This is a genomic window from Amycolatopsis sp. NPDC004772 (genome assembly GCF_053601215.1).
Genome location: NZ_JBSGBK010000058.1, coordinates 1 through 26,333, shown reverse-complemented (window position 1 = coordinate 26,333; position 26,333 = coordinate 1). Strand labels below are relative to the sequence as shown.

At 71.1% G+C, this 26,333-nt stretch carries 31 protein-coding genes; 13 read left to right on the top strand and 18 right to left on the bottom strand.

What is annotated here, in order from left to right:
• Position 1: 1 nt before the first annotated feature.
• The 4 genes from ACWEF6_RS28915 to ACWEF6_RS28900 form a co-directional block, all read right to left on the bottom strand.
• Positions 2–817 carry a carbohydrate ABC transporter permease gene (locus tag ACWEF6_RS28915; RefSeq protein WP_449685817.1) on the bottom strand — a complete coding sequence of 272 codons (816 nt, stop codon included), beginning with the start codon at positions 815–817 and terminating at the stop codon, positions 2–4.
• Positions 814–1,710 carry a carbohydrate ABC transporter permease gene (locus tag ACWEF6_RS28910; protein WP_449685816.1) on the bottom strand — a complete coding sequence of 299 codons (897 nt, stop codon included), beginning with the start codon at positions 1,708–1,710 and terminating at the stop codon, positions 814–816. The genes ACWEF6_RS28915 and ACWEF6_RS28910 overlap by 4 nt, the downstream gene beginning before the upstream one ends.
• Entirely contained in the window at positions 1,707–2,996 is a 1,290-nt protein-coding gene (locus tag ACWEF6_RS28905) for an ABC transporter substrate-binding protein (protein WP_449685815.1), read from the bottom strand. The genes ACWEF6_RS28910 and ACWEF6_RS28905 overlap by 4 nt, the downstream gene beginning before the upstream one ends.
• Positions 2,997–3,095: 99 nt before the next feature.
• A complete protein-coding gene (locus ACWEF6_RS28900) occupies positions 3,096–4,724 on the bottom strand; it encodes a long-chain fatty acid--CoA ligase (RefSeq protein ID WP_449685814.1) in 1,629 nt (542 codons plus the stop codon).
• Between the two features lie 444 nt (positions 4,725–5,168).
• On the opposite strand from ACWEF6_RS28900, the gene mihF reads away from it, so the two are divergent.
• Both mihF and ACWEF6_RS28890 read left to right on the top strand, forming a co-directional pair.
• Complete coding sequence (mihF, locus tag ACWEF6_RS28895; protein ID WP_051767699.1) at positions 5,169–5,480, top strand: integration host factor, actinobacterial type; 312 nt, start codon at positions 5,169–5,171, stop codon at positions 5,478–5,480.
• An 84-nt stretch (positions 5,481–5,564) separates the two neighbouring features.
• The gene (locus tag ACWEF6_RS28890; protein ID WP_449685813.1) at positions 5,565–6,716 is read left to right on the top strand and encodes an isochorismate synthase; all 1,152 of its coding nucleotides are present in this window, start codon (positions 5,565–5,567) and stop codon (positions 6,714–6,716) included.
• Between the two features lie 141 nt (positions 6,717–6,857).
• Here ACWEF6_RS28890 and ACWEF6_RS28885 read toward each other — a convergent pair whose 3' ends face one another.
• From ACWEF6_RS28885 to ACWEF6_RS28875, 3 genes are all read right to left on the bottom strand, one after another.
• Positions 6,858–7,067: a DUF6247 family protein gene (locus tag ACWEF6_RS28885; RefSeq protein WP_449685812.1), complete on the bottom strand. Its 210-nt coding sequence runs from the start codon at positions 7,065–7,067 to the stop codon at positions 6,858–6,860.
• Between the two features lie 29 nt (positions 7,068–7,096).
• Positions 7,097–7,789 carry a 4'-phosphopantetheinyl transferase family protein gene (locus tag ACWEF6_RS28880; RefSeq protein ID WP_449685811.1) on the bottom strand — a complete coding sequence of 231 codons (693 nt, stop codon included), beginning with the start codon at positions 7,787–7,789 and terminating at the stop codon, positions 7,097–7,099.
• A 63-nt stretch (positions 7,790–7,852) separates the two neighbouring features.
• On the bottom strand, positions 7,853–8,773 hold the full coding sequence (locus ACWEF6_RS28875) for a M91 family zinc metallopeptidase (RefSeq protein ID WP_449685810.1): 921 nt from the start codon (positions 8,771–8,773) through the stop codon (positions 7,853–7,855).
• A gap of 166 nt (positions 8,774–8,939) precedes the next feature.
• Here ACWEF6_RS28875 and ACWEF6_RS28870 point away from each other — a divergent pair, with 166 nt between their 5' ends.
• Positions 8,940–10,109, top strand: a complete 1,170-nt coding sequence (locus tag ACWEF6_RS28870; RefSeq protein WP_091318329.1) for an acyl-CoA dehydrogenase family protein — start codon at positions 8,940–8,942, stop codon at positions 10,107–10,109.
• 57 nt (positions 10,110–10,166) lie between these two features.
• Here ACWEF6_RS28870 and ACWEF6_RS28865 read toward each other — a convergent pair whose 3' ends face one another.
• The 4 genes from ACWEF6_RS28865 to ACWEF6_RS28850 are packed head-to-tail and all read right to left on the bottom strand — an operon-like array spanning position 10,167 to position 13,435.
• Complete coding sequence (locus ACWEF6_RS28865; RefSeq protein WP_004561305.1) at positions 10,167–10,487, bottom strand: hypothetical protein; 321 nt, start codon at positions 10,485–10,487, stop codon at positions 10,167–10,169.
• A 58-nt stretch (positions 10,488–10,545) separates the two neighbouring features.
• Positions 10,546–11,187: a TetR/AcrR family transcriptional regulator gene (locus tag ACWEF6_RS28860; RefSeq protein WP_242545469.1), complete on the bottom strand. Its 642-nt coding sequence runs from the start codon at positions 11,185–11,187 to the stop codon at positions 10,546–10,548.
• A complete protein-coding gene (locus tag ACWEF6_RS28855) occupies positions 11,178–12,701 on the bottom strand; it encodes an ATP-dependent acyl-CoA ligase (protein ID WP_449685809.1) in 1,524 nt (507 codons plus the stop codon). The genes ACWEF6_RS28860 and ACWEF6_RS28855 overlap by 10 nt, the downstream gene beginning before the upstream one ends.
• Positions 12,698–13,435, bottom strand: coding sequence for an enoyl-CoA hydratase/isomerase family protein (locus ACWEF6_RS28850; RefSeq protein WP_449685808.1), 738 nt, complete (start codon positions 13,433–13,435; stop codon positions 12,698–12,700). The genes ACWEF6_RS28855 and ACWEF6_RS28850 overlap by 4 nt, the downstream gene beginning before the upstream one ends.
• A gap of 47 nt (positions 13,436–13,482) precedes the next feature.
• Here ACWEF6_RS28850 and ACWEF6_RS28845 point away from each other — a divergent pair, with 47 nt between their 5' ends.
• Positions 13,483–15,069 (top strand): amidohydrolase, encoded by a 1,587-nt coding sequence (locus tag ACWEF6_RS28845; RefSeq protein ID WP_449685807.1) that lies wholly within the window; start codon positions 13,483–13,485, stop codon positions 15,067–15,069.
• A 4-nt stretch (positions 15,070–15,073) separates the two neighbouring features.
• Here the strand turns inward: ACWEF6_RS28845 and ACWEF6_RS28840 are convergent, their stop codons facing one another.
• Positions 15,074–15,394 (bottom strand): hypothetical protein, encoded by a 321-nt coding sequence (locus ACWEF6_RS28840; protein WP_310968621.1) that lies wholly within the window; start codon positions 15,392–15,394, stop codon positions 15,074–15,076.
• A gap of 64 nt (positions 15,395–15,458) precedes the next feature.
• Here ACWEF6_RS28840 and ACWEF6_RS28835 point away from each other — a divergent pair, with 64 nt between their 5' ends.
• The 6 genes from ACWEF6_RS28835 to ACWEF6_RS28810 all read left to right on the top strand — a co-directional run bounded on the left by ACWEF6_RS28835 (position 15,459) and on the right by ACWEF6_RS28810 (position 19,867).
• The gene (locus ACWEF6_RS28835; RefSeq protein WP_449685806.1) at positions 15,459–15,899 is read left to right on the top strand and encodes an N-acetyltransferase family protein; all 441 of its coding nucleotides are present in this window, start codon (positions 15,459–15,461) and stop codon (positions 15,897–15,899) included.
• Between the two features lie 40 nt (positions 15,900–15,939).
• Positions 15,940–16,623, top strand: coding sequence for a metal-dependent transcriptional regulator (locus ACWEF6_RS28830; protein ID WP_086839591.1), 684 nt, complete (start codon positions 15,940–15,942; stop codon positions 16,621–16,623).
• 68 nt (positions 16,624–16,691) lie between these two features.
• Complete coding sequence (locus ACWEF6_RS28825) at positions 16,692–17,510, top strand: LLM class flavin-dependent oxidoreductase (protein WP_449685805.1); 819 nt, start codon at positions 16,692–16,694, stop codon at positions 17,508–17,510.
• Between the two features lie 73 nt (positions 17,511–17,583).
• Complete coding sequence (locus tag ACWEF6_RS28820) at positions 17,584–17,916, top strand: transcriptional regulator (protein ID WP_167384931.1); 333 nt, start codon at positions 17,584–17,586, stop codon at positions 17,914–17,916.
• A gap of 20 nt (positions 17,917–17,936) precedes the next feature.
• A complete protein-coding gene (locus ACWEF6_RS28815) occupies positions 17,937–18,995 on the top strand; it encodes a zinc-binding dehydrogenase (protein WP_449685804.1) in 1,059 nt (352 codons plus the stop codon).
• Between the two features lie 248 nt (positions 18,996–19,243).
• Positions 19,244–19,867, top strand: a complete 624-nt coding sequence (locus ACWEF6_RS28810; RefSeq protein WP_449685803.1) for an alpha-ketoglutarate-dependent dioxygenase AlkB family protein — start codon at positions 19,244–19,246, stop codon at positions 19,865–19,867.
• Here ACWEF6_RS28810 and ACWEF6_RS28805 read toward each other — a convergent pair.
• Positions 19,864–20,442: an ArsR/SmtB family transcription factor gene (locus tag ACWEF6_RS28805; protein WP_449685802.1), complete on the bottom strand. Its 579-nt coding sequence runs from the start codon at positions 20,440–20,442 to the stop codon at positions 19,864–19,866. The genes ACWEF6_RS28810 and ACWEF6_RS28805 overlap by 4 nt on opposite strands.
• A gap of 81 nt (positions 20,443–20,523) precedes the next feature.
• On the opposite strand from ACWEF6_RS28805, the gene ACWEF6_RS28800 reads away from it, so the two are divergent.
• The gene (locus ACWEF6_RS28800) at positions 20,524–20,877 is read left to right on the top strand and encodes a hypothetical protein (RefSeq protein ID WP_449685801.1); all 354 of its coding nucleotides are present in this window, start codon (positions 20,524–20,526) and stop codon (positions 20,875–20,877) included.
• Positions 20,870–21,109 carry a hypothetical protein gene (locus ACWEF6_RS28795; protein ID WP_449685800.1) on the top strand — a complete coding sequence of 80 codons (240 nt, stop codon included), beginning with the start codon at positions 20,870–20,872 and terminating at the stop codon, positions 21,107–21,109. Before ACWEF6_RS28800 ends, ACWEF6_RS28795 begins: the two co-directional genes overlap by 8 nt.
• Positions 21,110–21,168: 59 nt before the next feature.
• Here the strand turns inward: ACWEF6_RS28795 and ACWEF6_RS28790 are convergent, their stop codons facing one another.
• Genes ACWEF6_RS28790 through ACWEF6_RS28770 form a run of 5 tightly spaced genes read right to left on the bottom strand, consistent with a single transcriptional unit; the run spans position 21,169 to position 25,404 of the window.
• Positions 21,169–22,002, bottom strand: coding sequence for a 5-oxoprolinase subunit C family protein (locus tag ACWEF6_RS28790; RefSeq protein WP_449685799.1), 834 nt, complete (start codon positions 22,000–22,002; stop codon positions 21,169–21,171).
• Positions 21,999–22,610: a 5-oxoprolinase subunit B family protein gene (locus ACWEF6_RS28785; RefSeq protein ID WP_449685798.1), complete on the bottom strand. Its 612-nt coding sequence runs from the start codon at positions 22,608–22,610 to the stop codon at positions 21,999–22,001. The genes ACWEF6_RS28790 and ACWEF6_RS28785 overlap by 4 nt, the downstream gene beginning before the upstream one ends.
• A complete protein-coding gene (locus ACWEF6_RS28780; RefSeq protein WP_449685797.1) occupies positions 22,607–23,356 on the bottom strand; it encodes a LamB/YcsF family protein in 750 nt (249 codons plus the stop codon). The genes ACWEF6_RS28785 and ACWEF6_RS28780 overlap by 4 nt, the downstream gene beginning before the upstream one ends.
• A 1-nt stretch (position 23,357) precedes the next feature.
• On the bottom strand, positions 23,358–24,152 hold the full coding sequence (locus ACWEF6_RS28775; RefSeq protein WP_449685796.1) for a putative hydro-lyase: 795 nt from the start codon (positions 24,150–24,152) through the stop codon (positions 23,358–23,360).
• A 10-nt stretch (positions 24,153–24,162) separates the two neighbouring features.
• Positions 24,163–25,404 carry an MFS transporter gene (locus ACWEF6_RS28770; RefSeq protein WP_449685795.1) on the bottom strand — a complete coding sequence of 414 codons (1,242 nt, stop codon included), beginning with the start codon at positions 25,402–25,404 and terminating at the stop codon, positions 24,163–24,165.
• A 117-nt stretch (positions 25,405–25,521) separates the two neighbouring features.
• On the opposite strand from ACWEF6_RS28770, the gene ACWEF6_RS28765 reads away from it, so the two are divergent.
• Complete coding sequence (locus tag ACWEF6_RS28765; protein ID WP_310968610.1) at positions 25,522–26,244, top strand: GntR family transcriptional regulator; 723 nt, start codon at positions 25,522–25,524, stop codon at positions 26,242–26,244.
• The last annotated feature ends 89 nt before the right edge of the window (positions 26,245–26,333 follow it).

Sequence of the window (26,333 nt, the reverse complement as noted above, 5' to 3'; positions counted from 1 at the left end):
TTCAGCCCTTCAACCCGGACTCCGCCACGCCGCGCACCAGGTACCGCTGCAGGAACGCGAACAGCAGCACGATCGGCAGGATCGACACCGCGGCCGCCAGGAACAGCAGGTTCAGCTGCGGGTTCTGGGCCGTCAGCAGCCCCGACAGCGCCACCTGGACCGTCCACGAATCCGGTGATTGCGCGATGATCAGCGGCCACAGGAACGCGTTCCAGCTGCCGATCACCGTGATCACCGCGATCGCCGCGAAGAAGCCCTTCGAATTGGGTACGACGATCCGCCAGAACACGCCCCAGCGGGACAGGCCGTCCACCCGGCCGGCCTCCTCCAGTTCGCGGGGGAAGTCCAGGAAGTACTGCCGGAAGAGGAAGACGCTGAACGCGCTGAACAGCCCGGGGATCACCAGGCCGCGGAAGTCCGACAGCCAGCCCAGCGACGAGACGACCACGAAGCTCGGCACGAACGTCACCGACGTAGGGATCATCAGCGTCGCCAGCACCGCGTAGAACACGATCTTGGCGTGCCGGTACGGGATCCGCGCCAGCCCGTAACCGGCCAGCGAACAGATCACCAGCAGGCCGACCGTCTGCAGGGTCGCGACCAGCGCCGAGTTCAGCAGGCTGCGGGCGAACGGGACGTCCGACAGCGAGAACAGCCGCGAGAAGTTCTCCCAGTGCACTGTGGACGGGAAGAACGTCCACTGTGGAGAGGTGATATCCGATCGCGAAGCCAGGCCGTTGCGCAGCAGCAGGTAGAACGGCAGCAGGAACAACACCGCCGCCACCACCAGGCAAATCCACCGCAGGAACGCCCTCATGAGGCACGCCCGAACCGCAGCACCCGGCCCTGCAACAGCGTCACCAGGGCGATGATCAGCGCCAGGATCACCGCGCCGGCACTGCCGCGGCCGAGGTCCTGGCCGCCCGACCCCAGGGACGTGTAGTACAGGTAGACCAGCGGCGGCCGGGCGAACGGCGGGTAGCCGCGGGCGTCGCCCATGATGTTGTAGAACTCGTCGAACGCCTGGTACGCGTTGATCAGGTTCAGCAGCAGCACCGCCACCGCCGTCGCGCGCAGCTGCGGCAGCGTGATGTACCGGAACACCTGCCAACCCGGTTTGGCGCCGTCGAGCCACGCCGCTTCGTACAGCTGGGCCGGGATGCGTTGCAGCGCCGCGATGAACAGGATCATGTAGAAGCCCAGCTGCAGCCACAGCCGCGCGGTCACCAGCACCACCCAGTACAGCGGCGGGTCGACCGTTCCGGTCCAGGCCACCGGGTCGGCGCCGAACAGGCCGAGCACGGTGTTCGCGAGGCCGTACCGGACCCCCGAGAACAGCGACGTCTTCCAGATCAGCGACGCCACCACGTACGAGCACGCGAACGGCAGGAAGAACACCGACCGGAAGAACGCCCGCGCGAACCGCAGCTGGTTGACGCCGAGCGCGAGGGCCAGCGACAACACGAACGTCAGCGGCACGATGAACACCGCGAACACGCTGAAAGTCCCCAGGCTCGACAGGAACGGCTCGTCGGTGAGCATGTGCCCGTAGTTGTCCAGCCCGACGAACTCGGTCGGCGTCACCGTGTTGCGCGCGTCGAAGAACGAGAGGTACGCGCTCCAGCCGATCGGCAGGTACGCGAAGATTGCCAGCCCGATCAGGAACGGCCCCACGAACAGCCAGAACGCGCGCGCATCGCGCTTCCTCATCCGAAGAGGCGCTTCAGCTCGGCCTTCGCCACCTCGACCGCGGTCTTGGTCTGCGCGACCGGGTCCGCGCCCTCCTTGGCGATCTTCGCGACCGCGTCGGACAGCGCCGTGTTCGACTGCTGCGTCCACACCGGGCCGCCGACGAGGTGGCTGTTCTCCTTGACGAACCGGGCCGCGTCGGCGGCCGGGCCGGACTTGAGGTTGTCCGCGCGGCCGATCAGGCTCTGGCGGGCCGGCACGTGGAAGCCGAACTTCGTCGCGAACTCCAGCTGGTTCTGCGTCTGGTCGATCCACAGCCACTTCACGAACGCCTTCGCCTCGGTGACGTGCGCGCTCTTGGCGTTCACCATCGCGCCGTACGCGCCGACCGGGACCGACGGCGCGCCGCTGCCGTCCAGCTTCGGGAAGGGCAGGACGCCGAAGTCGTCGTCGAACGCCTGGCGGATCTTCGGCACGTTCCACAGGCCGGTCCACTGCATCGCGGTCAGGCCGTCGACGAACGCGCCCGGGTCCGACCAGTCCGCCGGCGCGCCGAGCAACAGGGAACCGTTGGCGTTCAGCGTGTGCAGCTTCGCCAGCGCGGTCGCCGCGCGCGGGTCGTCGAAGCCGACCTCGCGGTTGCCGTTCTTCAGGAAGTCGAGCCCCGCCGACCACAGCAGCGGGCCGGTGAGCACGCCGACGCCGCCGTCGTTGCCCGCGAAGAAGCCCTTGACGCCGTCCTTCGTGAGCTTCCCGGCGGCGTCGATGAGCTCGTCGACCGTCTGCGGCGGCTGCACCCCCGCGGCCTGCAGCAGGCTCTTGCGGTAGAAGAGCACCTGCGTGTCGGTGGCCTGCGGGATGCCGTAGACCCGGCCGTCGACGGTCTGCGCGGCCAGCACGGCCGGGCTGAAGTCGTCCTTGACCGGCCCGATGACGTCGTCGAGCGGGACGACCTGCTTCTGCCGCACCCAGTCGATCTTGACCTGCGCCTCGAAGACGTCCGGCACCTTGCTGTTCTGCAGCGCGGTGACGATCTTCGAGTCGTAGTCGCCGGGGTTCCACTGCACGGTGACGGCGGCGCCGGGGTAGCTCGCCGCGTACCGCTTGACGGCGTCCTGGACGCCTTCCTCGCCGTACGCGTGGTACCACTGCTGGAGCGCGACCTTCGAAGCCTGGGACGGCGGCGGGCCCGCCGAGTACGCCGTCGAGGGCGGCGGGTCACCCTGCCGCCCGGTGTTCGACCCGCAGGCCGTCGCCAGCGCGCCCATTCCCGCCAGTGCGAGGAAATTCCGCCTGTTCCGCTGCATCCCCAGAACTCCTCCGACGTGCTCCGAAGGCCACCATAGGGGGGTCAGGGTCCCCTATGGTGACCGCCAGAGGCATGAGACTCGCCGGAGATTTACCCGTTAGAGCTGTGCGATGTCGAGCTTTCCCTCGGAGTAGGACGCGCGGATCCGCTTCTTGTCGAACTTGCCGACGCTGGTCTTGGGCACTTCGTCCACGAACGTCCAGTTCTCCGGCAGCTGCCACTTCGCGACCTTGTCGCTGAGGTAGTCGCGCAGCTCTTCCGGCGTGACGCTCTGGCCTTCCTTGAGCACGACGGCGACCAGCGGCCGCTCGTCCCACTTCTCGTCCGGGATGCCGACGACCGCGGCCTCGGCCACCGCGGGGTGGCCCATCACCTGGTTCTCCAGGTCGACCGAGGAGATCCACTCGCCGCCGGACTTGATGACGTCCTTGGCGCGGTCGGTCAGCGTCAGGTAGCCGTCGGCGCTGATCCTGCCGACGTCGCCGGTGCGCAGCCAGCCGTCGTGGAACTTGTCCGGGTCGACTTCCGTGCCGCCGTAGTACGAAGCCGCGATCCAGGGGCCCTGGACCTCGAGCTCGCCGACGGCGTCGTCGTCCCAGGGCAGCACCGCGCCGTCGTCGTCGATCAGCCGCGCGCGCACCGACGCCGGGAAGCGGCCCTGCGTGTAGCGGTACTTCCAGATGTCGTCGCCGGTCGCCGACGCCGGCGGCCGGGCGACGCTGCCCAGCGGTGACGTCTCGGTCATGCCCCAGGCGTGCAGGATCGACACGTGGTGCCGCTCCTGGAAGGCGTGCATCAGCGACGGCGGCACCGCGGACCCGCCGACGACGACCTCGCGCAGGTGCGAGATGTCCTGCGGGTGGGCTTCGAGGTGGGCGAGCAGGCCCTGCCAGACGGTCGGGACCGCGCCGGCGAAGGTCGGCTTCTCGGCGGCCAGCATCGCCGAGATCGGCGCCGGCTGGAGGAACCGGTCCGGCATCAGCAGCGACGCACCGACCATGAGCGCCGCGTACGGCAGGCCCCACGCCATCGCGTGGAACATCGGCACGATGGCCAGCGCCTTGTCGCTCTGCGCGAGGTTCATGCTGTCGCTCATGCAGACCTGCATCGAGTGCAGCCAGATCGACCGGTGTGAATAGGCGACGCCCTTGGGGTCACCGGTGGTGCCCGACGTGTAACACATCGCGGCGGCCGAGCGCTCGTCCACGTCCGGCCAGTCGAAGGTGTCCGGCTGGGCGGCCAGCAGCTCGGCGTAGGAGTGCACCTCGACGCCGTCGGGGGCTTCGAGGGACGCGGCGTCGCCGTTGGCCACGATGACGTGCCGGACCGTCTTGAACTGCGGCAGCTGCTTGGCCAGCAGGGGGACGAGGGTGCCGTCGACGATGACGACGTGGTCCTCGGCGTGGTTGGCGACGAACACGAGCTGCTCCGGGAACAGCCGGATGTTCAGCGTGTGCAGCACGGCGCCCATGGCCGGAACGGCCAGGTAGGCGGCCATGTGCTCGGCGTTGTTCCACATGAACGTGCCGACGCGCTGGTCGCCTGTCACGCCGAGGCCCCGGAGCGCGTTCGCGAGCCGGGCGGCGTGCCTGCCGAGGTCGCCGTAGGTCTCGCGGCGGGCTTCTGAACCGGTCCAGGTGATGACTTCGCTCGCCGAGTGCACCGACGTGCCGTGACGGAGCAGGTTCGCCAGCGACAGCTGGCCGTCCTGCATGGTGCTCAACATGGTCGCTCCCGGGGGTCGCTCGCCGGTGAACTGGGGTTGCGCCGACTCTAGTGCGGATCGGGTGAAGCGGGCATGGTCAACAACGGCTCCGTTCGGTCACGGTCGTCGCGCGATCGGGCGACGACCGGACGATGATCAAGATCATCTCTTTTTCGGCTTTTCCTTATGTGCAAGGAAATGTGCACGAGAACAGCGGGTAACGGAGGCTCCACTTCCGGGTGAGAAGGGCCACGTGAAGCGCTTCTTGGGAGCGTTTCCGCAGGCCGGAGCGGGTTGCCCGGTATCACCTCCGGGGGTAATAAGTGCGTGTCGGTTGCACGGCCAGGAAGCGGGTGGCGTTTACTGGGCCCGTGGCAAGAGACGGCTGAGCAGCGCTTGCAGGAGCAAGCACTCACAAAAGCTGTCGGCCGCGAAAGCGGAGACCTGAGAGGAAAGGACACTACGTTGGCTCTGCCTACGTTGACTCCGGAGCAGCGCGCCGAGGCCCTGGCCAAGGCCGCCGAGGCTCGCAAGGCGCGTTCGGAGCTGCTCGCGTCGATCAAGTCCGGCAAGGAGAGCATCGAAAAGGTGCTCAAGCAGGCCAAGGAGAACAAGACCATCGGGAAGACGAAGGTCACCCAGCTGCTGAAGGCCGTCCCCGGCCTCGGCGCGGTGAAGGTCGCCGCCCTGCTCGAGCAGGCCGGCATCGACCCGGACCGGCGTGCGGCCGGCCTGGGCGAGCGCCAGCGCGAGGCGCTCATCGACGCGCTCAAGTAGCTCGTCACCAGGAGCTGACCGCGAGGGGAGTGTCGCTGGCGACACTTCCCTCGCGGATCTCCCATCGCCTGGGAGGCTGGTCTTGTGAGTTCTCCTGATCCGGCGACCCCGGCTGACCTCGCCGCCCGCTACCAGCGAGGCGACTTCCTGTTCACGACGGCCGCGCGCGCACTCCTCGCGCAGGGCACGATCCGCACGGTCACCGAGACGGACCCGCGGCGGCTCGCCTCGGCGATCCCCGGTGTCCTGGCCGAGACGGGTGCCCCGCTGGCCGTCGGCGTCCTGCCGTTCGACACCGGGCCCGACACGAAGGTGCCGGGCCACCTCGTGGTGCCCCGGACCGTCCACCGGTCCTCGGGGGCGCCTTCACTGCCGCGAGAGGCTCTGCCGGCACCCGTGCGGGTCCGTGCGGTGCCGTCTCCGGCGTCGCACATGGCGGCCGTGCGTGCCGCCGTTTCCGCTCTTGAAGACCGTGACCTGCGCAAAGCAGTCCTGGCCCGGGCCCTGGACCTCGAGTTCGCCGCGCCAGTGCCCGCCGAGAGCATTGTGCGGAACCTGGCCGTGGGCAATCCCCGCCACTTCACGTACGCGGCTGAGCTGCCGGGCGGCCGGTCACTCGTGGGGGCGACGCCGGAGCTGCTGCTGCGTCGCACCGGCCGGACGGTGTTCTCGTCGCCGCACGCGGGGTCGATGCCGCGCTCGGCGGACCCGGTCGCCGATCGGGCCAACGGCGAGGCGCTGCGGACGTCCCGGAAGGACCAGCTCGAGCACGCGGTGGTGATCGACTACCTGGTCGAGGCGCTGCGGCCGTTCTGCCGGACCCTGGACGTCCCGGCCGGCCCGGAGCTGGTGACCACGCCGGCGATCTGGCACCTGCGCACCCCGATCACCGGCGAGCTGGCGGACCCGGACATCACGGCGCTGGACCTCGCGGCGGCCCTCCACCCGACCCCGGCGATCTGCGGCACCCCGACGGAGGGCGCGCGCGAGCTGGTCCAGGAGCTGGAGCCGTTCGACCGCGACTACTACGCGGGCGCGGTCGGCTGGGTCGACGCGGCGGGCGACGGCGAGTGGGCGGTGGCGATCCGCTGTGCGGAGATCGCCTCGACCTCGATGCGGCTGTACGCGGGCGGCGGGATCGTCGCGGCCTCGGACCCGCGCTCGGAGCTGGACGAGACGACGGCGAAGTTCCGGACGCTCCTGACGGCGATGGGGCTGGCGGACCTGCCGGTCTGAGCCCGGGCTCAGGTGGCCCAAAGGACGCGGAGCAGGTCGACCCGGTTCTGGTCCTCCAGGATCAGGTACGTGAGCAGCCCTTCCCCGTGTGGGCCGAACGCCAGGTTGCGCATCGAGCCGTCCGGGTTCGACCGGCCACCGCTACAGGCCGAGCTCCGTCTTGAGCGAGTTCCACGACCGGGAGCCGGCAGGCGGTTCCCCGGTGCGCTGGGTGTGCTCGGCTGCCCGCACCATGCGGCGGTGCGCCGCGGGGTCGGCCTGGGTGCTCCACGCTATCCGTCGCCACGACTCGAGCGTCTCGACGAGATCCGTGAGGCTCAGCGCTTCCCGGGCGATGTCGAGCTGGCTCACTCGTGCTCGCCGGTGTGGACATGCCGTAACTATAACTGCGGGCCCCAGTGTTCCTCGGTGACCGACAGCTCCTCGGTGGTCAGCACCGCGATGGCCGCCCGGTACCCGTCGGTGGCCTTCAGATCGACCAGGCGGGTCGTCGCCGGGTCCAGGGCCGGGTCGCCCGAGGCGATCAGGCTGGCCGGCTCGTCGTAACGCGAGAACGTGATGCTCTGCAGCGGGATGCGCAGGCCCTTGCCGGTGGCCTTCATCACCGCCTCCTTGCGGGTCCAGTAGACGAAGAACGCCGCCGCCTTCGCGGTCCCGTCGAGGCCGGCCAGGTGCTCGGCCTCCGCGGGGCTCAGCGCGTACTCGATCAGGCCGTCGTCCGCTCGGCGGGTGGCCGTCTCGACGTCGAGGCCCACCGGGACCGAGGGCGTCGCCGCGATGCCGATCAGGTCGCCCGAATGGGAGATCGACAGCGTCAGGTCCGCGCCCGGGATCCGGGGCCGCCCGTGGGGCTTGCCACAGTCTTCGCAGGTCGCGTCGAACTTCACCGTCTCGATGGCCAGGCCGAGCCGCTCGGCCGCGACCGTCTTCGCCAGGACGCGGCCGGTGAGGAACCGCCGCTTGTCCGCCTCCTGCCGGTACGCCTCGAACCGCCCCTGCTCGACGTCGTCGAGCAGGCGCAGGAAGCGATCTTCGGCGGGCAACGGCGACGACCAGCGGACCTCGATCTCCATCACCCCTCCGATCCTTCCGGGCCCGGCGGCCGTTGTCACGGGATCGGGCCCAGGACAGGGGGGTCACAGCCGGCGCGGCACGGACGGGAGGCTCGGCAGCGGGTCGAGGGACCGGCCGTAGCCGTGGTGGCCGTGGCGCCGCGGTGCCGGTTGCCCGGGCCGGGCGTCGACGTGGTGTTCCTCGCGCAGCTGGTTCTCGGTGAGGTCCCCGGTCTCGATGGTGTTCTCCTCCTCGCGGTTGTCGTAGGCGGGATCGGTGGCGGGCCGGGTGCTCGCGTTCGTGCCCGCGGTGTCGTGGCGGGCGTGGATCAATTCGTGGCCGACGCGCACGACGTCGGGGACGGTCAGCGCCGCGCCGTGCGCATCCAGGACGTGGACCGCGCTCCACGCCGGGTCGAGCCTGATCACCACGTCGGAGCCGGTGTGCGGATCGTGCGCGCCGGCCTGGTCGAGAGCCTGGGTTTCGCCGCCGTCCTGCAGCAGGGCGACGGCCTCGGACGGCTCGATCCGCACCCGGTGCGACCCGGCCACCAGTTCGACGACCAGCCGGCGGCCGTGGCGGCGGGACATCAGGGCGGCGAGCGCGGCGAGGACGCGTTCGCGGAAGCCGGGGTAGGTGCGGCCGAAGGTCTGGGTGTCCGAGATGGTCAGCGGCGACTGGCCGGAGGTGATCGCGGACCACGTCCGCGTGGCCGCGTCGAGCTCGGCGCGGGTGATCCGGTCGTCGCCCCGTGCGTCGCGATCGACGACCACGAACCGCCCGAACGGGGTCGTGACGCGGCGGCTGGCGGCCCGGGCGGGTGCGCTCTGGCGCTGCACCAGGAGCCCGGTCAGCGCGTGGTTGCCCGCCTGGCGCTGCAGGGCGAGGGCGGAGCCCGCGGTCAGCGCGCCCCGCGGGTCGGAGCGTGCGGCGATCGACGGCGTGGGCATCGCCCGGCTGGGAGCGCGCGGCTCCTGCTCGCCGGTGCGCGTCGCCTTTGTCACGCGGACACGGTAAGCCCGTCCGCGGCCGCCCGTCCTGCCCCCGGATGCCGCCTCCCGGGCTGCTCCGGCTGCCCCGGTGGGTCCCGCCGTCCTTGCGCCCGGGTGGCGCGTGCCGCACTATGGGAGTAAGCAAGCGCTTAGCCAGTGTCGGAGGAGCAGCCACCCCATGGACTTTTCACTCAGCACCGAAGAACGGGAAGTGCGCGACTGGGTCCGCACGTTCGTCCAGCGGGAGCTGGTCCCGCTCGAGCAGGAAGTCCTCCGGCGCGAGCGCGCCCACCAGCCCGGCCTCACCGGCGAGGAGCTCAAGGACCTCCAGCTCAAGGCGAAGGAGTCCGGCTTCTGGGGTGTCCTCACGCCCGAGGAGTACGGCGGCATGGGCCTGTCCGCCGTGATGGCCGCGCTGCTGGAAGCCGAGCTCGGCCGCACCTTCGTGCCGTTCCGCTTCGGGGGTGCCGCCGACAACATCCTGTTCCACGCCAACGAAGAGCAGAAGCAGACCTACTTGCTGCCGACCATCTCGGGCGAGCGCAAGTCGTGCTTCGCGATCACCGAGCCGGGCGCCGGGTCGGACGCCAAGGCCATCCGGACCACCGCCCGCAAGGACGGCAGCGACTGGATCATCAACGGCGAGAAGACCTTCATCACCGGCGGCAACGAGGCCGACTTCACCATGGTCTTCGCCATCACCGACCCCGAGAAGGGCGCGAACGGCGGTGTCACCTGCTTCCTCGTCGACCGCGAGGCCGGCTGGAAGTCCGAATACATCGACACGATGGGCGAGTGGGGCCCGGCGTCGCTGATCTTCCAGGACGTCCGCGTCCCGGAAACGCAGATCCTCGGCGAGGAGGGCCGCGGCTTCGAGCTCGCCATGCAGTGGATCGGCCAGGGCCGCTACCTGCTGCCCGCCCGCGCGATCGGCTCGTGCGAGCGGCTGATCTCGATGGCCATCGAGCACGCCAACACGCGCGAGACGTTCGGGCAGAAGATTGCCGAGCGGCAGGCCATCCAGTGGATGATCGCCGACTCCGGGGTCGAGCTGGAAGCGCTGCGGTGGCTGGTGCTGCACGCCGCCTGGCAGGTCGACCAGGGCCTCGATTCGCGGCACGCGCAGTCGATGGCGAAGCTGTACGGCGGCCAGAAGGCCAACGAGATCGTCGACCGCGTCCTGCAGATCCACGGCGGGATGGGCTACACGCGGGAGCTGCCGGTCGAGCGGTGGTACCGCGAGCTGCGGCTGCTGCGCATCTACGAAGGCACCGACGAGATCCAGCGCCGGACCATCGCGCGCAACCTGCTCAAGGGGCACGTCAAGGTCGGCGGCACGCTGGGCTGAGAACGCACGAAACCGTCAGGGCCGCCTTTCGGCGGCCCTGACGGCGCTTCAACCTGCTTACTTCTTGTTGCGAATGGCGATCGGAACGCCCGCTAGGTCCTCTTCGTTGCACAGGAGCTTCACGTCGTAGTACGGCGAACCCTGACGGTCGTCGTAGTCGAGGTGGATGGCCAGCACGTCGAGCGGCTCGCCGAGCCACTCCTGTGCCTGACGCAGCCACTTGGCGCAGCGCTCCAGAGCCGCGGGGAGATCGTCGTCACGGAACTCGACGGGGCGATAGGGGACATCCTGCACCTGATCGCGGGGGTGTGCCGGCGCCGGGAGGCCCGGCGCGAGACCCGAGTCGTCCAGTTCCAGTTGGATCGTTTCCTCAGTCACCCTTCGAGCGTCCCCCACCCGCGCCGTCTGGGCAAGGCGTACACAGGTAAAAGCGCCGCTAAACGGACACGCCCCACTCTTTCGCGACGATTTCCCGGCACCGTCGCAAGTCGGTCACGCCGGGCGCGGACGTGCAGCCCAGCGCCCTCGACGCCAGTTCCGCGTAGTGCTCCGCCAGCTCGTCCAGCGCCAGCGGGCCGCGTGGGGAATACCACCTCGCGACACCGCTGCACATCTCCAGCAGCGCGAGCCGGGTCACCGCCGGGTGCTCCACACGGAACACCCCGGCCGCCACGCCCTCGTCGATCGCGGCCGCCCACAGCCGTTCGTAGGCGTCCCGCAGGGCCACCACCGGCTCGCGCGCGGCCGGGGACAGCACGTCGACTTCGTTGTCCACCACCCGGGTTTCCGCCGGCCCGACGGCGTGGGCGAGGACGTGCAGCGCGACCAGCGTGCGCAGCCGGTGCACCGGGTCGCCGCCGCCCGCGGTCGCCTCGCGGGCGGCGTCGAGCAGCCGGTTGAGCGCGGTGTGCATGATCTCGGCGAGCAAATCCTCCTTGGTGCCCATGTAGTGGTACAGGCTCGCCGAGGAGAGTTCCGCCTCCTGCGCCAGATCCCGGATGCCGGTGCCGTGGAAGCCCTTGGTGGCGAACAGCTTCACCGCCGCCGCGCGCACCCGCTCCCGGCTGCTCACAGCCATGCTGCCGCCTTCGCGTCCCAGGACCCGGCGCGCGGGTCCGCGACCTTCCGCAGCTCGCCCTTGGCCACCCGCTCCGACGGCGTCATCGGGAGTGCTTCGGCGAAGGCCCAGAACCGCGGAACCTTGAAGTAGGCCAGTTTCCCGGCGCAGAAGGCGGCCAGCTCGGCGGGGTCCGGCCGGTCGCCGTCGCAGACGACGTACGCCTTGATCTCCTCGCCGCGCAGCTCGTCGGGCACCGCGACGACGGCCGCCAGCCGCACCGCCGGGTGCAGCAGCAGCGCGCGCTCGACCTCGTCGGCGGAGACGTTCTCGCCGCTGCGGCGGATCATGTCCTTCGTGCGGCCGACGTAGTAGACGCGGCCGGCGGCGTCCATCCGGGCGAGGTCGCCGGTGTGGAACCAGCCGTTTTCGAACGCCTTCGCCGTCGCGTCCGGATCGTCGTGGTAGCCGTGCATCAGGCCGATGCCGCGGATCAGCAGCTGCCCGGTTTCCCCGCGCGGCAGCGGCTTCCCGTCCTCGCCGGCGATCAGCACCTCGCGATCGCGGCTCGGCCGCCCGATGCAGCCGGTGCCGACGGTCTCGTCGTGGTCGGCGGCGGTCATCCGGATGTCGCCGCCGGTTTCGGTCATCCCGAACGCCTCGTACCACGGCACGCCCCAGCGCGCCTCCAGCTCGGCGTGCAGGTCGTGCGGGATAGCGGACGCGCAGATCGCGCGGACGCGGTGGTCGCGGTCGGCTTCGGACGGTTCCTGCCGCAGCAGCAGCGTCGGCATCAGGCCGAGGCAGTAGAACCAGGTGACGCCGTGCTCGCGCACCTTCGCCCAGAACGTGCTGGGGTGGAACCGGTCCAGCACGACGAGGGTGGCGCCGCCCGCGAGTCCCAACGCGACATTCCACTGTGGATCGATGTAGTGGAACGGCTGCGCGGTCAGGATGACGTCGTCCTCGCCGACGGCCGGGAAGTCGGTGGCCAGGCCCACCGCGAGGGTGGTCCAGTAGCGGTTCGGCAGGACGCAGCCCTTGGGCGCGCCGGTGGTGCCGGACGTGTACTGGATGTTGACCGGCAATTCGGGCACCGGGGTGAATTCCGGCGGTTCGGCGTCGGTGCGGAGTTCGTCCGGGGTGATGACCTCGGTCACCCCGATCCGGCCGAGCAGGCCGGTGAACTCCGCGGCGGCGACGACCAGCTTCGCGCCGGAGTGCCGGAGGATGTGGGCGCCGTCGAACTCCTGGTAGTTCGTGTTGACCGGCACCAGCTGCGCGCCGATCTTCGCCAGCGCGAGCCAGGTCAGCGGGAACGCGGGCACGTTCCGCAGCATCACCGCGACCCGGTCGCCGGAGCCGATGCCGCGCTCGGCCAGCGCCGCGGCGATCCGGGAGCTTTCGCGATCGACCTCGGCGAAGGTGAAGCGCCGGTCGTGCTCGTCGAAGAGCCAGGCAGTGCGCTCCGGCCACAGCGCGGCCGCCCGGGTGACGAGCTGCGCGAGGGTCCCGATCTCGGCCAGCGGCGTCACGCCCGGCTCCGGAAGGCTTCGGTGGACGCGGCGACCGCGGCCGAGTGCTCGGTGATCAGGGCGTGGCTGACCTCGAGTTCGAGGGCGGGCTCGACGTCGATCGGCGTGTCGAGGACCCGCTTCGCCATCGCCGCGGCGCCCGGGGGGTGCTCGGCGATCCGCTTGGCCCAGCTCAGCGCCTCGGCCTGCAGTTGCTCGGCGGGGACGGCCGCGTTGACCATGCCCAGCTCGGCCGCCTTCCGGCCGTCGAAGCGCTCGCCCAGCAGCAGGAGTTCCTTCGCCTTGAGCGGCCCGACCAGCAGCGGGAGCAGCCGCGACGCCGCGCCGGTGACGCTCAGCCCCAGCGAGACTTCGGGGAAGGCGAACACGGCGTCTTCGGCGGCCAGGATCAGGTCGCAGCCGAGCGCGAACTCCGCGCCGGCCCCGATCGCGTAGCCGTGGACCGCCGCGATCACCGGCTGGCGCAGCCCGCGCAGCCGCCGCGTGACGTCCTGGAGCCGGTCCAGCCGCGCCCGCGAATCACCCTCGGGGGTGGGTTCCTTGAGGTCGTGGCCGGCGCAGAAGGCGCGCCCGTTCCCGGACAGCACGACGACGCGCGCATCGCTGCGGGCGGCCGCATCGAGGGCGGTGAGGAAGTCGTCGACCAGGACGGCGGCGACCGCGTTCAGCCGCTCGGGCCGGTTCAGCCGGATGTGCGCGATGCCGTCCTCGACGGCGAACTCCACGGTGGGCATGAGGCCGATGCTAGACGTTCGATCGATCGATCGATAGCCTCCGAGCCATGAAGGTCGACGCGGTCTACGAGAACGCCACGGTGTGGACGGGCGCGGGCGTCACCAGCGCACTTGCCGTCCTGCACGGCCGGGTGGTCGCGCTGGGCGACGACGCCCGTGGGCTGTCCGCGCGCTCCCGGGTCGACCTCGCGGGCGGCTTCGTCGTCCCCGGCTTCCACGACGCCCACAACCACATGGCGTGGTTCGGCATGGGCCTCGACGACGTCCCGCTCGGCGACTGCCGCAGCGTCGAGGAGGTCTACGACGCCGTGGCCGCGCGCGCCGCGACGCTGCCGGCCGGGAGCTGGGTGGTCGGCAGCGGGTACGACCAGAACAAGCTGGCCGGCGGGCACCCGGACCGGCGCGGCCTCGACCGCGCCGCGCCGGGCATGCTCGTGCGGCTGAAGCACACGTCCGGGCACATGACCGTGGTCAACTCGGCCGTGCTCGACCAGCTCGACCTCGCGCACGTCCCGGTCGGCGGCGATGTCGTGCACGACGCCGACGGCTCGCCCACCGGCCTGCTGCGCGAGCAGGCCCAGCTCTTGCTGCGGCCGCTCACGTACCCGACGCCGGTCGACCGCGTCGTGCGCGGGCTCGCGCGCGCGTCCGAGCGGTACCTGGCCGAGGGCATCACCAGCGTCCAGGAGGCCGGGATCGGCGGCGGCCTGGTCGGCGAGACGCCCGCCGAGCTGGCCGCCTACCAGCAGGCGCGCGACACCGGCGTGCTGCGCGTGCGCAGCACGGTGATGGTCGCCGCGAGCGTGCTGCACGACCTGCCCGACGACGCCGGCTTCGGCCTCGACCTCGGCCTGCGCACCGGCCTCGGCGACGAGTGGCTGCGCGTCGGCCCGATGAAGTTGTTCGCCGACGGCTCCCTGGTCGGGCGCACCTGTGCGATGCACGAGCCCTTCGACGGCGAGCCGGACAACCGCGGCTACTTCCAGGTGCCCGAGGACGAGCTGGCCCGCACGATCCGCCGTGCCCACGAAGCGGGCTGGCAGATCGCGACGCACGCGATCGGCGACCGCGCGATCACCGTCGTCCTCGACGCCTACGAAGCCGCGTTGGCCGCTTCGCCGCGCACGGACCACCGGCACCGCATCGAGCACTGCGCGGTGCTTCAGCCCGCGGAGCTGCGCCGGCTCGCCTCGCTCGGCATCATCCCGTCGCCGCAGGGGCGGTTCGTCAACGAGCTCGGCGACGGCATGCGCGCCGCGCTCGGCGAGGCGCGCGTCCCGTGGTGCTACCGGCTGCGCAGCGTCCTCGACGCGGGTTGCGTGCTCCCTGCGTCTTCGGACCGGCCCGTCGTGAACGGCGCGCCCCTGCTCGCCCTCGCCGACATGGTGCGTCGGCGCACGGCGTCAGGCGCGCCCTTCGCACCCGAAGAGGCGCTGACGCCGGAGCAGGCGTTGCGCGCGTACACGTACGGCTCGGCGTACGCCACCTTCGCCGAGCGTGACCTGGGCACGCTCGAACCCGGGAAGCTCGCCGACTTCGCCGTGCTGTCCGGTTCGCCCCTGGACGAGTCCGGTTCGGACGGCCTCACCGTGCAAGGCACCGCCGTCGGCGGCGAACTGCGTTATCAAGCGTGATGACTCACTTCCTTCCCACGTGTTCGAGTGCCTCCTCGGCCAGCTCGGCCCAGGGGTGTGGCGACCCCGGGGCCAGCGCCAGCCATTCCTTCATCGGGGTGCCCTTGTTGGCGTCGAAGCGCACCCCGTGCCCGCCCTCCACCAGTTCGTCCACCCGGACCCGGGGCAGCTTGAGCACGAGCTGCCCGCGGACGAACATCGCGAAGATCCGGCCGTGCGCGCGCAGCGCCGTGCGCCCGAACCCGCCGGTCGTGCCGGGTGGCGTGATGCCCGGACGTCCGGTGAACTCGTCGACCAGGTCCTCGAACTTCTCCTCTGGTGACATCGACCACCTCCGTCTCTTCCATGCCCGACCGTAACGACCACCACCGACAAAACCGGGAGGCGAGATGCCCGTCCGCGACGCCGTCTTCGAAGACATCGAGGAAATCTGCACGCTCATCGAGGAGCACGCCGTCTACGAGGACAACCACGACCTGAAGCTGGACCGCGCCGAGATGAGCGGGCACCTGTTCGGGCCGGACCCGAAGGCGTGGGTGCTGATCGCGACCCCGCCCGGCGAGCCGGGGACGGTGGCCGGCTTCGCGTTCTGCAGCTGGAACTTCTCCACCTGGGAAGCGCGGCCGGGGATCTGGCTGGACGACCTGTTCGTCCGGCCCGCGCACCGCCGCCACGGGCTCGGCGGCGAGCTGCTGGACGAGCTGCGCAACCGCACGACCGGCCGCGTCGAGTGGGACATGCAGGCGGGCAACGAGAAAGGTGAGGCGTTCTACGCCCAGCTCGGCGCCGAACCGGTGCCGGGCTGGATCCGCTACCGCTGGCGGCCGTGAACTTTCACGAGAAAGTACGCGGCCCCGTATCGTATGCGGCATGGGAGATGGTTCGGTCCGGAGGTCCTCGTCGGTAGAGGACTACGTCCGGGTGATCTACGGCCTGGTCGAGCGGGGTGAGGCGGTCACCAACGCGTCGCTCGCCGGCCGGCTGGAGGTCAGCCCGTCCTCGGCGTCGGGGATGGTCACGAAGCTGTCCCAGCTCGGCCTGGTCACCCACGCCCCGTACCGCGGCATCGAGCTCACCGCCGACGGCCGGCTGCTGGCGCGGTCGGTGCTCCGGCGGCACCGGCTGATCGAGACGTACCTGGTGTCGGAGCTCGGCTACACGTGGGACGAGGTCCACGCGGAGGCGGACGCGCTGGAGCACGCGGTGTCGGACAGGCTGGTCGAGCGCATCGCGGCCAAGCTCGGCAACCCGGTCCGCGACCCGCACGGCGACCCGATCCCGGCCCCGGACGGCAGCGTGGAGGAGCTGCCGGTTCGCATCCTGGACGACCTGCCGCCGGGCGCGGTGGGCGAGATCGTCCGGGTCTGGGACACGGACCCGGAGCTGCTGAGGTACCTGACGGAACACGCGATCAACCTCGGCGAGCGCATCGAGGTCGTGGAGCGGCAGCCGTTCGGCGGCCCGATGGTGGTGAAGGTGGGCTCGCCCCCGGACGCGGCGACGCACGCGATCGGCAAGGAGATCGCGCAGGCGTTGTCGGTCACCCTGCGCTGAGGGGCGTACGCGCGGGTGACGTCGTGGAGCGGATGTGGTGACGACCGCCTCCGCAAGACCATGGCCGCATGAACTCCTTCCGCTTCGGCGTCGTCGCCGGTCATGCGCCTGATCTCACGTCCTGGACCGCCCAGGCCGAACGGGTCGAGAAGCTGGGCTTCGACACCCTGCTCGCCACCGATCCCGTCGGGACCGCCGATCCCTTCGTCCTGCTCGGGGCGGCCGCCGCGGTCACCATCGACCTCACCATCGGCACCTTCGTCCTCGCCGATCCGTTCCGCGACGCCCGGGCTCTCGACTGGCAGGCGAAAACCCTGCACCAGCAGACGGGCGGACGGTTCGAGCTCGGGCTCGGCGTCGGACGTCCGGGGGCCGACAGGCACGCGAACAGCCTCGGGCGGGAATTCCCCTCACCGGGTGAGCGGATCACTCGGATGGCCGCCACCGTCGCGCACCTCAAGCGGGACAGCGACCGGCCTCGGCTGATGCTCGCCGGCGGTGGGCCGAAAATGCTGGCGCTCGCCGCGCAAGAAGCCGACATCGTCACCTTCACCTGGATGCCGAGGACCACCGAAACCGAAGCGCAGTCCATTGTGGATCGATTCCGAGAACTCGCCGGGGCGCGCCTTCCCGACATCGAACTCGGCCTGAACCTGATGGCCGTCGGAACCGCGCCGTCGCCGGGAATCGCGCGGTGGGCCGGGGTCGACGTGCCCGAACTCGCCGCCGGGGGTGCCGTGACCGTCCTGCCCGAGGATCCCGGCGCGGCCGCGGAAACGCTTCTCCGGTGGCGGGACCGGTGGGGGATTTCCTACGTCACGATCAACTCCGGCTACGCGGAACCGTTTGCGGCGATCGCGGACGAGACGCGCAAGGCAGGTGGGTGAGGGCCCTTCCGATCTTGGGAAGCTGCGCCTACGCTCCAATGTTCTGTAATCGGGAGTGCTTCGGAGCGTTGTGATGACCGGTCAGCGAACACGCACCATCGACCGGGGGGAACAGGCGGAGCTGAGCCGGCTGCTGGCAGCCGGACCGTTCGACGTGGCCCTGCGGGCGGCGATCCGGGCCCGCGGCCTCGGCCTCGAGCGGATCCGCTATCGCTTGCGCGGCAGGGGAACCACGGTCAGCCTGGCCACCCTCAGCCACTGGCAGTCCGGACGGTGCCGGCCCGAGCGGCCGGAATCGTTGGAAGCCCTGCGGAATCTCGAGGACATCCTGAACGTGCCCGACGGCTCGCTCAGCAAACTCCTCGGCCCGCCGCGGGCGAGAACGAGGTTCCACGCGCTCAATTGAGCGACGGTTAGGCTCGCGGCATGCGAGCTGTCGTGATGGAGGAGTTCTGCGTCCCGCCCGTCGTGCGGGACGTGCCCGAGCCGGTGGCCGCGCCGGGCGGTGCGGTGATCGAGGTCGACGCCACCGGCGTCTGCCGCAGCGACTGGCACACCTGGCAGGGGCACGACGCCGCCGTCACGCTGCCGCACGTCGCCGGGCACGAGCTCGCCGGCCGGATCGTCGCGCTCGGCGCCGGCGTCCGCGGCTGGGAGCTCGGCGCGCGCGTCACCGTGCCGTTCGTCTGCGCCTGCGGCAGCTGCGCCCAGTGCGCCCGCGGCGACCAGCAGATCTGCGACCGAGAGTTCCAGCCCGGTGCCACGCACTGGGGGTCGTTCGCCGAGCGCGTCGCCATCGAGCACGCCGAAACGAACCTGGTCGCGCTGCCGGACACACTCGGCGCCGCCGAGGCCGCGGCGCTGGGCTGCCGGTTCGGGACGGCGTTCCGCGCGGTGCTGCGGCAGGGGCGCGTCACCGCGGGCCAGTGGGTCTCGGTGTACGGCTGCGGCGGCGTCGGGATCTCCGCGGTGTTGCTCGCTGTCGCGGCGGGCGCCAAGGTCGTCGCCGTCGACGTCTCGCCGGCCGCCCTGCAGCTCGCCGCGAAGTCGGGCGCCGCCAGGACCGTCGATTCCTCGGCGTTCGACGGCCCGGAAGCCGTCGCCGCGCACGTCCGCGAACTGACCGGTGGCGGTACGCACGTCTCGCTGGACTGCCTCGGCGCGCCGTCGACCTGCGCCGCGTCGGTCGGCAGCCTCCGCAAGCGCGGCCGGCACGTCCAGGCGGGCCTGATGCCGCCCGCGCAGGGGGTCGCGCCCATCCCGATGCACCGCGTCATCGGCGGCGAGCTGGAGCTGGTCGGCATCCACGGGCTCCAGGCGCACGAGTACCCGGAGCTGCTGCGCGTCGTCGAGACGGCGGACATCGACCTCGCCGCGCTGATCGGCCGGCGCATCGGGCTCGACGACGTCCCCGCCGCGCTGGCCGCGATGAACGACCCGGTTCCGGCGCAGGCGGGCGTCACCGTTGTGACGTTCCGTGACTGATCGGCGGCGCCGCGGTCAAGAGACGCGTTCGTAGCTGATCCACGCTGGTTTGTGACATTCAGGTGTGGGAACGTCGAGGCCATGGTGGCCCAGAGCGAGGGGATGCGGTCGCAGGGTCGTCCCGTCGGTCCGATCGGGCGGCTTCTGCGACTGTTCGCCACCGCCGATGTCACGTTCCGCGGTCATCGCGTGGTGCCTTCTTCGATCACCGAACGTGTGCGGCGGGAGTCTCCGGCACAATCGAAGTGATGGACGCCCTCCTGCCGCGCCCCCGCGCCGAGCTCGCGCCCGGGGCGGTGCACCTGCCCGACTGGCTCGGCTTCGACGAACAACGTGCGCTGGTCGCGGCCTGCCGCGGCTGGTCCGGCTACCGGCACACCCGGCTGCCCAACGGCGGGGTGATGTCGGTGAAGTCGGTCTGCCTCGGCTGGCACTGGTACCCGTACGGCTACTCGCGCACGACCGGCGAAGGCAAGCCGGTGCTGCCGTTCCCGGACTGGCTCGGCGACCTCGGCCGCCGCGCGCTGGCGGCCGCGTACGGCGAGGCCCGGCCTTACGAGCCGGACATCGCGCTGGTCAACTTCTACGACGCCGCCGCGAAGATGGGGCTGCACCAGGACAAGGACGAGCGCAGCCTCGAGCCGGTGGTGTCGTTCAGCCTCGGCGACGCGTGCGTGTTCCGCTTCGGCAACACCGAAACCCGCGGCCGGCCGTACACCGACGTCGAGCTGCGATCGGGTGACGTGTTCGTGTTCGGCGGCCCGTCCCGGCTCGCCTACCACGGCGTCCCGAAGACGCTGCCCGGCACGGCGGACCCGGCGCTGGGCCTCGACGGCCGGCTGAACATCACGCTCCGGGTGTCCGGGCTCTAGTCCTTTGTGGACTCTTCCTCCGGCACCACGATGAACCGGACGGCCACCGCTCGCGAGCCTGCGGGGTGCTGCCCCGGCTCGGTGGCGTACTTCCACACGAGGTTCTGGTACTCCTCGACGAACGACGTGACCTGCTCCTTCGTCAGGTGCAGCCCGGCGCGGAAGATGTGGTTCCACCCTTCGGAGTTCTCGTAGCCCGCGTACGCCCGCGTGACCAGACCCAGGTCGTGGCTCATCTTGAGCGCGCCGAGCTGGAGCATCGCTTCGCGCTCGTCCGGCGCCAGGTCGAGGTCCGGCGGGGTGTAGAGGTCCTTCGACCGCGACTTCCACCAGCGCTCGCGGCCGTCCCCGCGGTCGGTCAGCTCCTCGATCAGCTCCAGGTCGGCGAGCTTGCGGAGGTGGTAGCTGGTCGTCCCGGTGCTCTCGCCGAGCGCCTTCGCGACGCTCGTCGAGTTCGCTTCGCCGTGTTTGCCCAGGTAGGACAGGATGTCGCGGCGCACCGGGTTGGCCAGTGCCTTGTAGAAGGCCTTGAGGTCCGCGCCGGTGAGGACGCGCTTTTCGGGACGTTCGACCACGCCCGAAGGATACTACAGAGATTGTTTGCAAAGAACCTCTGCAATCGCTACCTTGGGTCGGGAGAGAACTCGGGGGTTCGCATGAAGAAGCTCTTCTGGGCCGCAGGACTGTGCCTGCTGCCGTGGATCGTGGTACTGGGGACGACGCTGCCGGAGGTCGCGGCGGCACAGCACTGGCGGCTGGCCTGGACGGGCTTCGACGCGGCCGAGGCGGCCGGCTTGCTGCTCACGGCCTGGCTGCTCGGCCGCGGCGACCCGTGGACGCCGCTGGTCGCCACGGCCACGGCGACGCTGCTGCTGGCCGACGCCTGGTTCGACGTAATCACGGCCGGCGACGACGTGGTGTTTTCGCTGCTCATGGCCGCGCTGGAGGTGCCGCTGGCGCTGGCCTGCCTGTCGGTGGCCGCCCCGCGGCCGGTGCCGGCGCATGTCTGAACTGGACGCGCGGCTGCGCGACGAGATCGACGACCAAGTCGTCGAGGCCCTGGACGCCTACCTCGCCGAGCGGCTCCCGCGGCGGTCCCGGCGCGCGTGGCCGGTGGTGGTGACGGTGGCACTGGGGGTCGTCACCACCTGGCTGGTCCCGGGCGCGGCTTGGGCGGCGTGGCTCGCGATCGCGGCCACGAACGTCGCCTGGCTGGTGGTCGTGAGTGGCAGTCGGGGCTGACCGCCTGCCACTCACGACGCGGGACGGAAGCTTCGACGCTTTCACGTGAAAGCTGCAGCTCAGGCCCGAGCGAAGCGCACGGTCTGGCCGGGCCGGAGCTGGGCAGCCACGTCGAGGTCCTCCTCCTCGACGACCGCGATCACCGGGTAGCCGCCCGTCGTGGGGTGGTCGGCGTGGAACAGGATCGGCCGGCCCGAGGGTGGGACCTGCAACGATCCCGGCACGCACGCCTCCGACGGCAGCTCGTCGTGGCGCGTCCGGGACAACGGTGGGCCGGTCAGGCGGATGCCGACGCGGTCCGAGTCCGGCGACACCGTGTACACAGTGGACAACAACTTCTCCGGCTCCGCGAACCAGTCGCGGCGTGGGCCCGGCGTCACGCGCAGCACCGGTTCCGCCGGCAGCGACGGCCGGGGTGCGAGGTCCACCACCGGGAACTCCCGGGGTGCCGGGCCGATCGGCAGCAGCATCCCGGCCGTCACCGGGGGCGGGCCGAGCTTGCCGAGCGTGTCCGTCGCCCGGGAACCCAGCACCGGCGGCACGTCGATCCCGCCGCGCACCGCGACGTAACACCGCAGCCCCGACACCGCCGTGCCCACCGTCAGCTCTTCCCCCGGCCACAACGTGATCGGCCCGTTCAGCCCACCCTTCGACAGCGGGCACGAAGCGCCGGTGACCGCCACCGTCGTCACGGCCGACGCCCGCAGCACCAGCCCGCCGAGCGTGACCTCCAGGGCCGCCGCCCCGACCGGGTTCCCGACGAGCCGGTTGGCCAGCCGGAACGAGCCGCGGTCGGCTGCGCCGGAGCGGCCGACGCCGAGGGCCGCGTGGCCCGGGCGGCCGAGGTCCTGCACCGTCGTCGTGAAGCCGGGCCGGACGACTTCGAGCTTCACGACCGCACCGCCGTGAACCGGACGCGGGTGCCCGGCGGCAGCAGGTTCGGCGGGTCACGCTCGACGTCCCACACCGGCACGTCCGTCCGGCCCAGCAACCGCCAGCCGCCCGGGGAGGCGCTCGGGTAGACCGCGCTGTACTCGCCGGCGATCGCCACCGAACCCGGCGGGATGCGGGTGCGCGGCGAAGACCGGCGGGACACGTGCAGGGCGGGGTCCGATCCGGTGAGGTAGGCGAACCCCGGCGCGAAGCCGCAGAACGCCGAGACATACGTCCCCGCGGTGTGCCGGGAGACCAGCGCCGGCACGCTCATCCCCGTCTCCGCGGCGACGTCGGCCAGGTCTTCGCCGTCGTACACCACCGGGATCACCACCTCTCCCGCGTCCGCCGCCACACGGTCCACAGGGGACACCTCGCGCAGCAGCTCACCCAGCCTTTCCGCGTTCGTCACCGACGGGTCGAAGCGGACCAGCAGGGTCCGCGCCGCCGGGACCAGCTCTTCGACGCCGTCCGGCGCCAGGCCGGCCAACGCCGTCTGGTAGCCCAGCACGTCGGCGGTCTCCACCAGCACCGCGCGCCGCCCGCACGGCAGCAGCCGGACGGTCATCCGGTGAACGCGCCGAGCTGGATGCCCGCCCCGGTCAGCGCCGCCTCGATCCGCCGGGCCAGCTCGACCGCGCCCGGCGTGTCCCCGTGCACGCACAGGGAATCCGGGCGCACCTCGAGCTTGGTGCCGTTCTCCGTCACGACGCCGCCGGTCGCCATGCCGACTGCGCGTTCGGCGACCACGTCGGCGTCGTGGATGACCGCACCCGGCTGCTTGCGCGACACGAGCTTGCCCTCCGCGGTGTAGGCGCGGTCCGCGAACGCCTCCGCGTACGCCACCACGCCCGTCGCCTCCGCCTGTCGCTGCATTTCCGAATTCGGCAGGCAGAGCAGCGCCAGCGCGGGGTCGTAGCGGCGCAGGCCGTCGACGATCGCCGCGGCCTGCTCGGCGTCCACCGCCGCGGTGTTGTACAACGCACCATGCGGCTTCACGTACGTCACGCGGCTGCCGGCCGCGCGGGCGAACGCGTCCAGCGCGCCGATCTGGTAGAGCACTTCGTTCGCCAGGTCGTCCGGCGCGATGTCGAGGGCGCGCCGGCCGAAGCCGGCTAGGTCGTGGTACCCGACGTGCGCGCCGATCGCGACGCCGCGCTCGGCCGCCAGTTCGCACACCCGCCGCATCACCGACGGGTCTCCGGCGTGGAAGCCGCACGCGATGTTCGCGCTGGTCACGATGTCGAGCATGGCTTCGTCGTCGCCCATCTTCCAGGCGCCGAAGCCTTCGCCGAGATCGCTGTTCAGATCCATTTCACCCCACCCGGTATTCGCTGTCGTACCGATCGGTGATGAACATGTACCCCGGTGCGTGGGTGATCGCAAAGGGGGGCCGGGACGCCATCAGCGCCGCCTGCGGGGTGACCCCGCAGGCCCAGAACACCGGGACGTCGCCGGGTTCGGCGTCCACCGGATCGCCGAAGTCCGGCCGCGAAAGGTCGTCGATGCCCAGCGCGCCCGGGTCGCCGATGTGCACCGGGCCGCCGTGCACGGCGGGCATCGCGCGGGTGATCCGGATCGCGTCGGCGACCCGGTCCTCCGGGATCTGCCGCATCGACACGACCATCGGGCCGAACAGCCGCCCGGCGGGCTCGCACGGCCGGTTCGTCACGTACATCGCGACGTTGCGGCCCTGGTCGACGTGCCGCAGCGGGACGCCCTCGGCGGCCAGCGCCGTCTCGAACGTGAAGCTGCAGCCGATCGAGAACGCGACCATGTCGCTGCGCCACAGGCCGGTCGCGTCCGAGACCTCGCCGGCGAGGACGCCGTTCTGCCAGATCCGGTAGCGCGGCAGGTCGGTGCGCAGGTCCGCGCCCTCGGCGAGCCGGGTTTCCGGATCGCCGGGGTCGGTGACGTCGAGCAGCGGGCACGCCTGCGGGTTGCGGGTGCAGAACAGCAGGACGTCGTAGGCCCAGTCCTCGGGCACGGCGATCAGGTTGGTCTGGGTGAAGCCGTTGGCCCAGCCCGTGGTCGGGTGGGCGGTGCCGGTGCGGAACGCCGCCCGGGCCTGCGCCGGCGTGTAGGTGGCCGGTTCGTCAAAGGTCGTCATGAGTTCCCCCTCAGTCGACGAGTTCGATACCCCTGGTTTCGGGAAGGCCGAGCAGGGCCAGCACCGCGATGCCGTACCCGGCCGCGCCGATCACGATCGCGCCGCCCGCACCGAGGAAGCCCACGATGGTCGGGAAGATCGCCCCGACCGCGCGGCCGAAGTTGTAGGTGAAGCCCTGCCCGGTGCCGCGCAGCGCGGTCGGGTACAGCTCGGCGAGGAACGCGCCGAAGCCGCTGAAGATCGCGGACATCGAGAAGCCGAGCGGGAAGCCGAGCACCAGCACGAGGCCGTTGGCGCCCTTCGGGATTTGCGTGTAGGCGACGATGAGCACGGCCGAGAGCAGCGCGAACGTCAGGAAGGTCTTCTTGCGGCCCAGCAGATCGGTGAGGTAGCCGCCGCAGACGTACCCGACGAAGGCGCCGGTGATGAGGAAGACGAGGTAGCCGCCGGTGCCGATCACGGTCAGCTCACGCGTCTTCTTCAGGTAGGCGGGCAGCCAGGTGTTGATCGCGTAGTAGCCGCCCTGGACGCCGGTGGCCAGCAGCGAGGCGAAGAACGTAGTCCGCAGCAGGTCGGCCCGGAAGATCCGGCCCAGTGAACCGCGGGTCCGCACGGCGACGCGGTGCTCCTCCGCGCGCGGGGCGTCCTGCACGCTGCGGCGGACCCACAGCACGAGCAGCGCCGGGATGACGCCGGTCCAGAACATGATCCGCCAGGCCACGTCGTCGCTCGCGAAGCTGAAGACGATCGTGTAGACGATCACCGAGAGGCCCCAGCCGACGGCCCACGCGCTCTGCACGAACGCCACGGTCCGGCCGCGGTACTTGGCCTGCGAGTACTCGGCGACCAGGGCCGCGCCCGCCGCCCACTCGCCGCCGAAGCCCAGGCCCTGCAGCGCGCGGAAGACCAGCAGCGTCTCGAAGTTCGGCGCGAAGCCGCAGAGCACGGTGAAGATCGTGTACATCGCGATGGTGATCTGCAGCGTCCGGACGCGGCCGATGCGGTCGGCGAGGATACCGGCGCCGACGCCGCCGACGGCCGACACGACCAGGGTCGTCGTGCTGAGCAGGCCGGCTTCGCCGCTCGAAATGCCGAAGAACGCGGTGATCGCGGCGAGCCCGAGCGGCAGGGTCTGGTAGTCGAACGAGTCCAGGCCGTACCCGCCGAACGCGCCGAGGAAGGCGCGGCGTCCGCGTTTTCCGAGTGTGCGGAACCAGTCGAACGGCCGGGCCTCGGTAGCTGTGGCAGTCATGGGGCACCTCCTGGCCAGTGTCTCTCATCGTGGCGTGCCTCACACGGTAGAGATTGTTGAACAATTCCACAAGATGCCGATTGGATCGTCCCCCGAGTGGCGGGTAGCCTTGTCCTCGTGGTCATCGAAGACGGCGTGGTCCCGGGCCTGGAGGCCGACCGCGGCCTGGTCACGCGCAAGAGCACGGCTGAGCGGGTCGCCGGCGTCCTCCGCAAGCGCATCGCGGAGGGGTTCTTCCTGCCCGGCGGGCGGCTCTCGGAGCAGGACATCGGCAACGCGCTCGGCGTCTCCCGCAACACCCTGCGCGAGGCGTTCCGGCTGCTCACGCACGAGCGGCTGCTCGCCCACGAGCTCAACCGCGGGGTCTTCGTCCGCATCCCGAGCGTCGAGGACGTCGTCGACATCTACCGGGTGCGCAAGATCATCGAGTGCGCCGCGGTCCGCGGGCTGAAGGCCAAGCCGGCGTCCTTCGCGCGGATCAAGGAGAAGGTCGAGATCGGCGACGAGGCCGCGCGCACCGGCAACTGGAAGGACCTCGGCACCGCGAACGTCTGGTTCCACCAGGAGCTCGCCGCGCTGTCGGGCAGCGAGCGGGTGAACGAACTGGTCGGGCGGCTGACCGCCGAGCTGCGGCTGGTGTTCCACATCATGGCCGAGCCGCGGCGCTTCCACGAGCGCTACCTGCCCCGCAACCACGAGATCCTCGACCGCATCGAGGCCGGCGACGGCCCGGGCGCGGAACAGCTGCTGCTGAAGTACCTCGACGACGCCGAAGAACAGCTGGTGGGCGCGTACGCCGACCGCGCCGAGGCAGCCCGCGCGGCCATCGCGGCGGAGTGACCAAAGCGCCCCAATGTGGCGTTGGGGGGGGGGGGGGGCCCCCCCCCACCCAAAAGTGGTCGTGGTGGGAAACAACGACACAAGGGTGG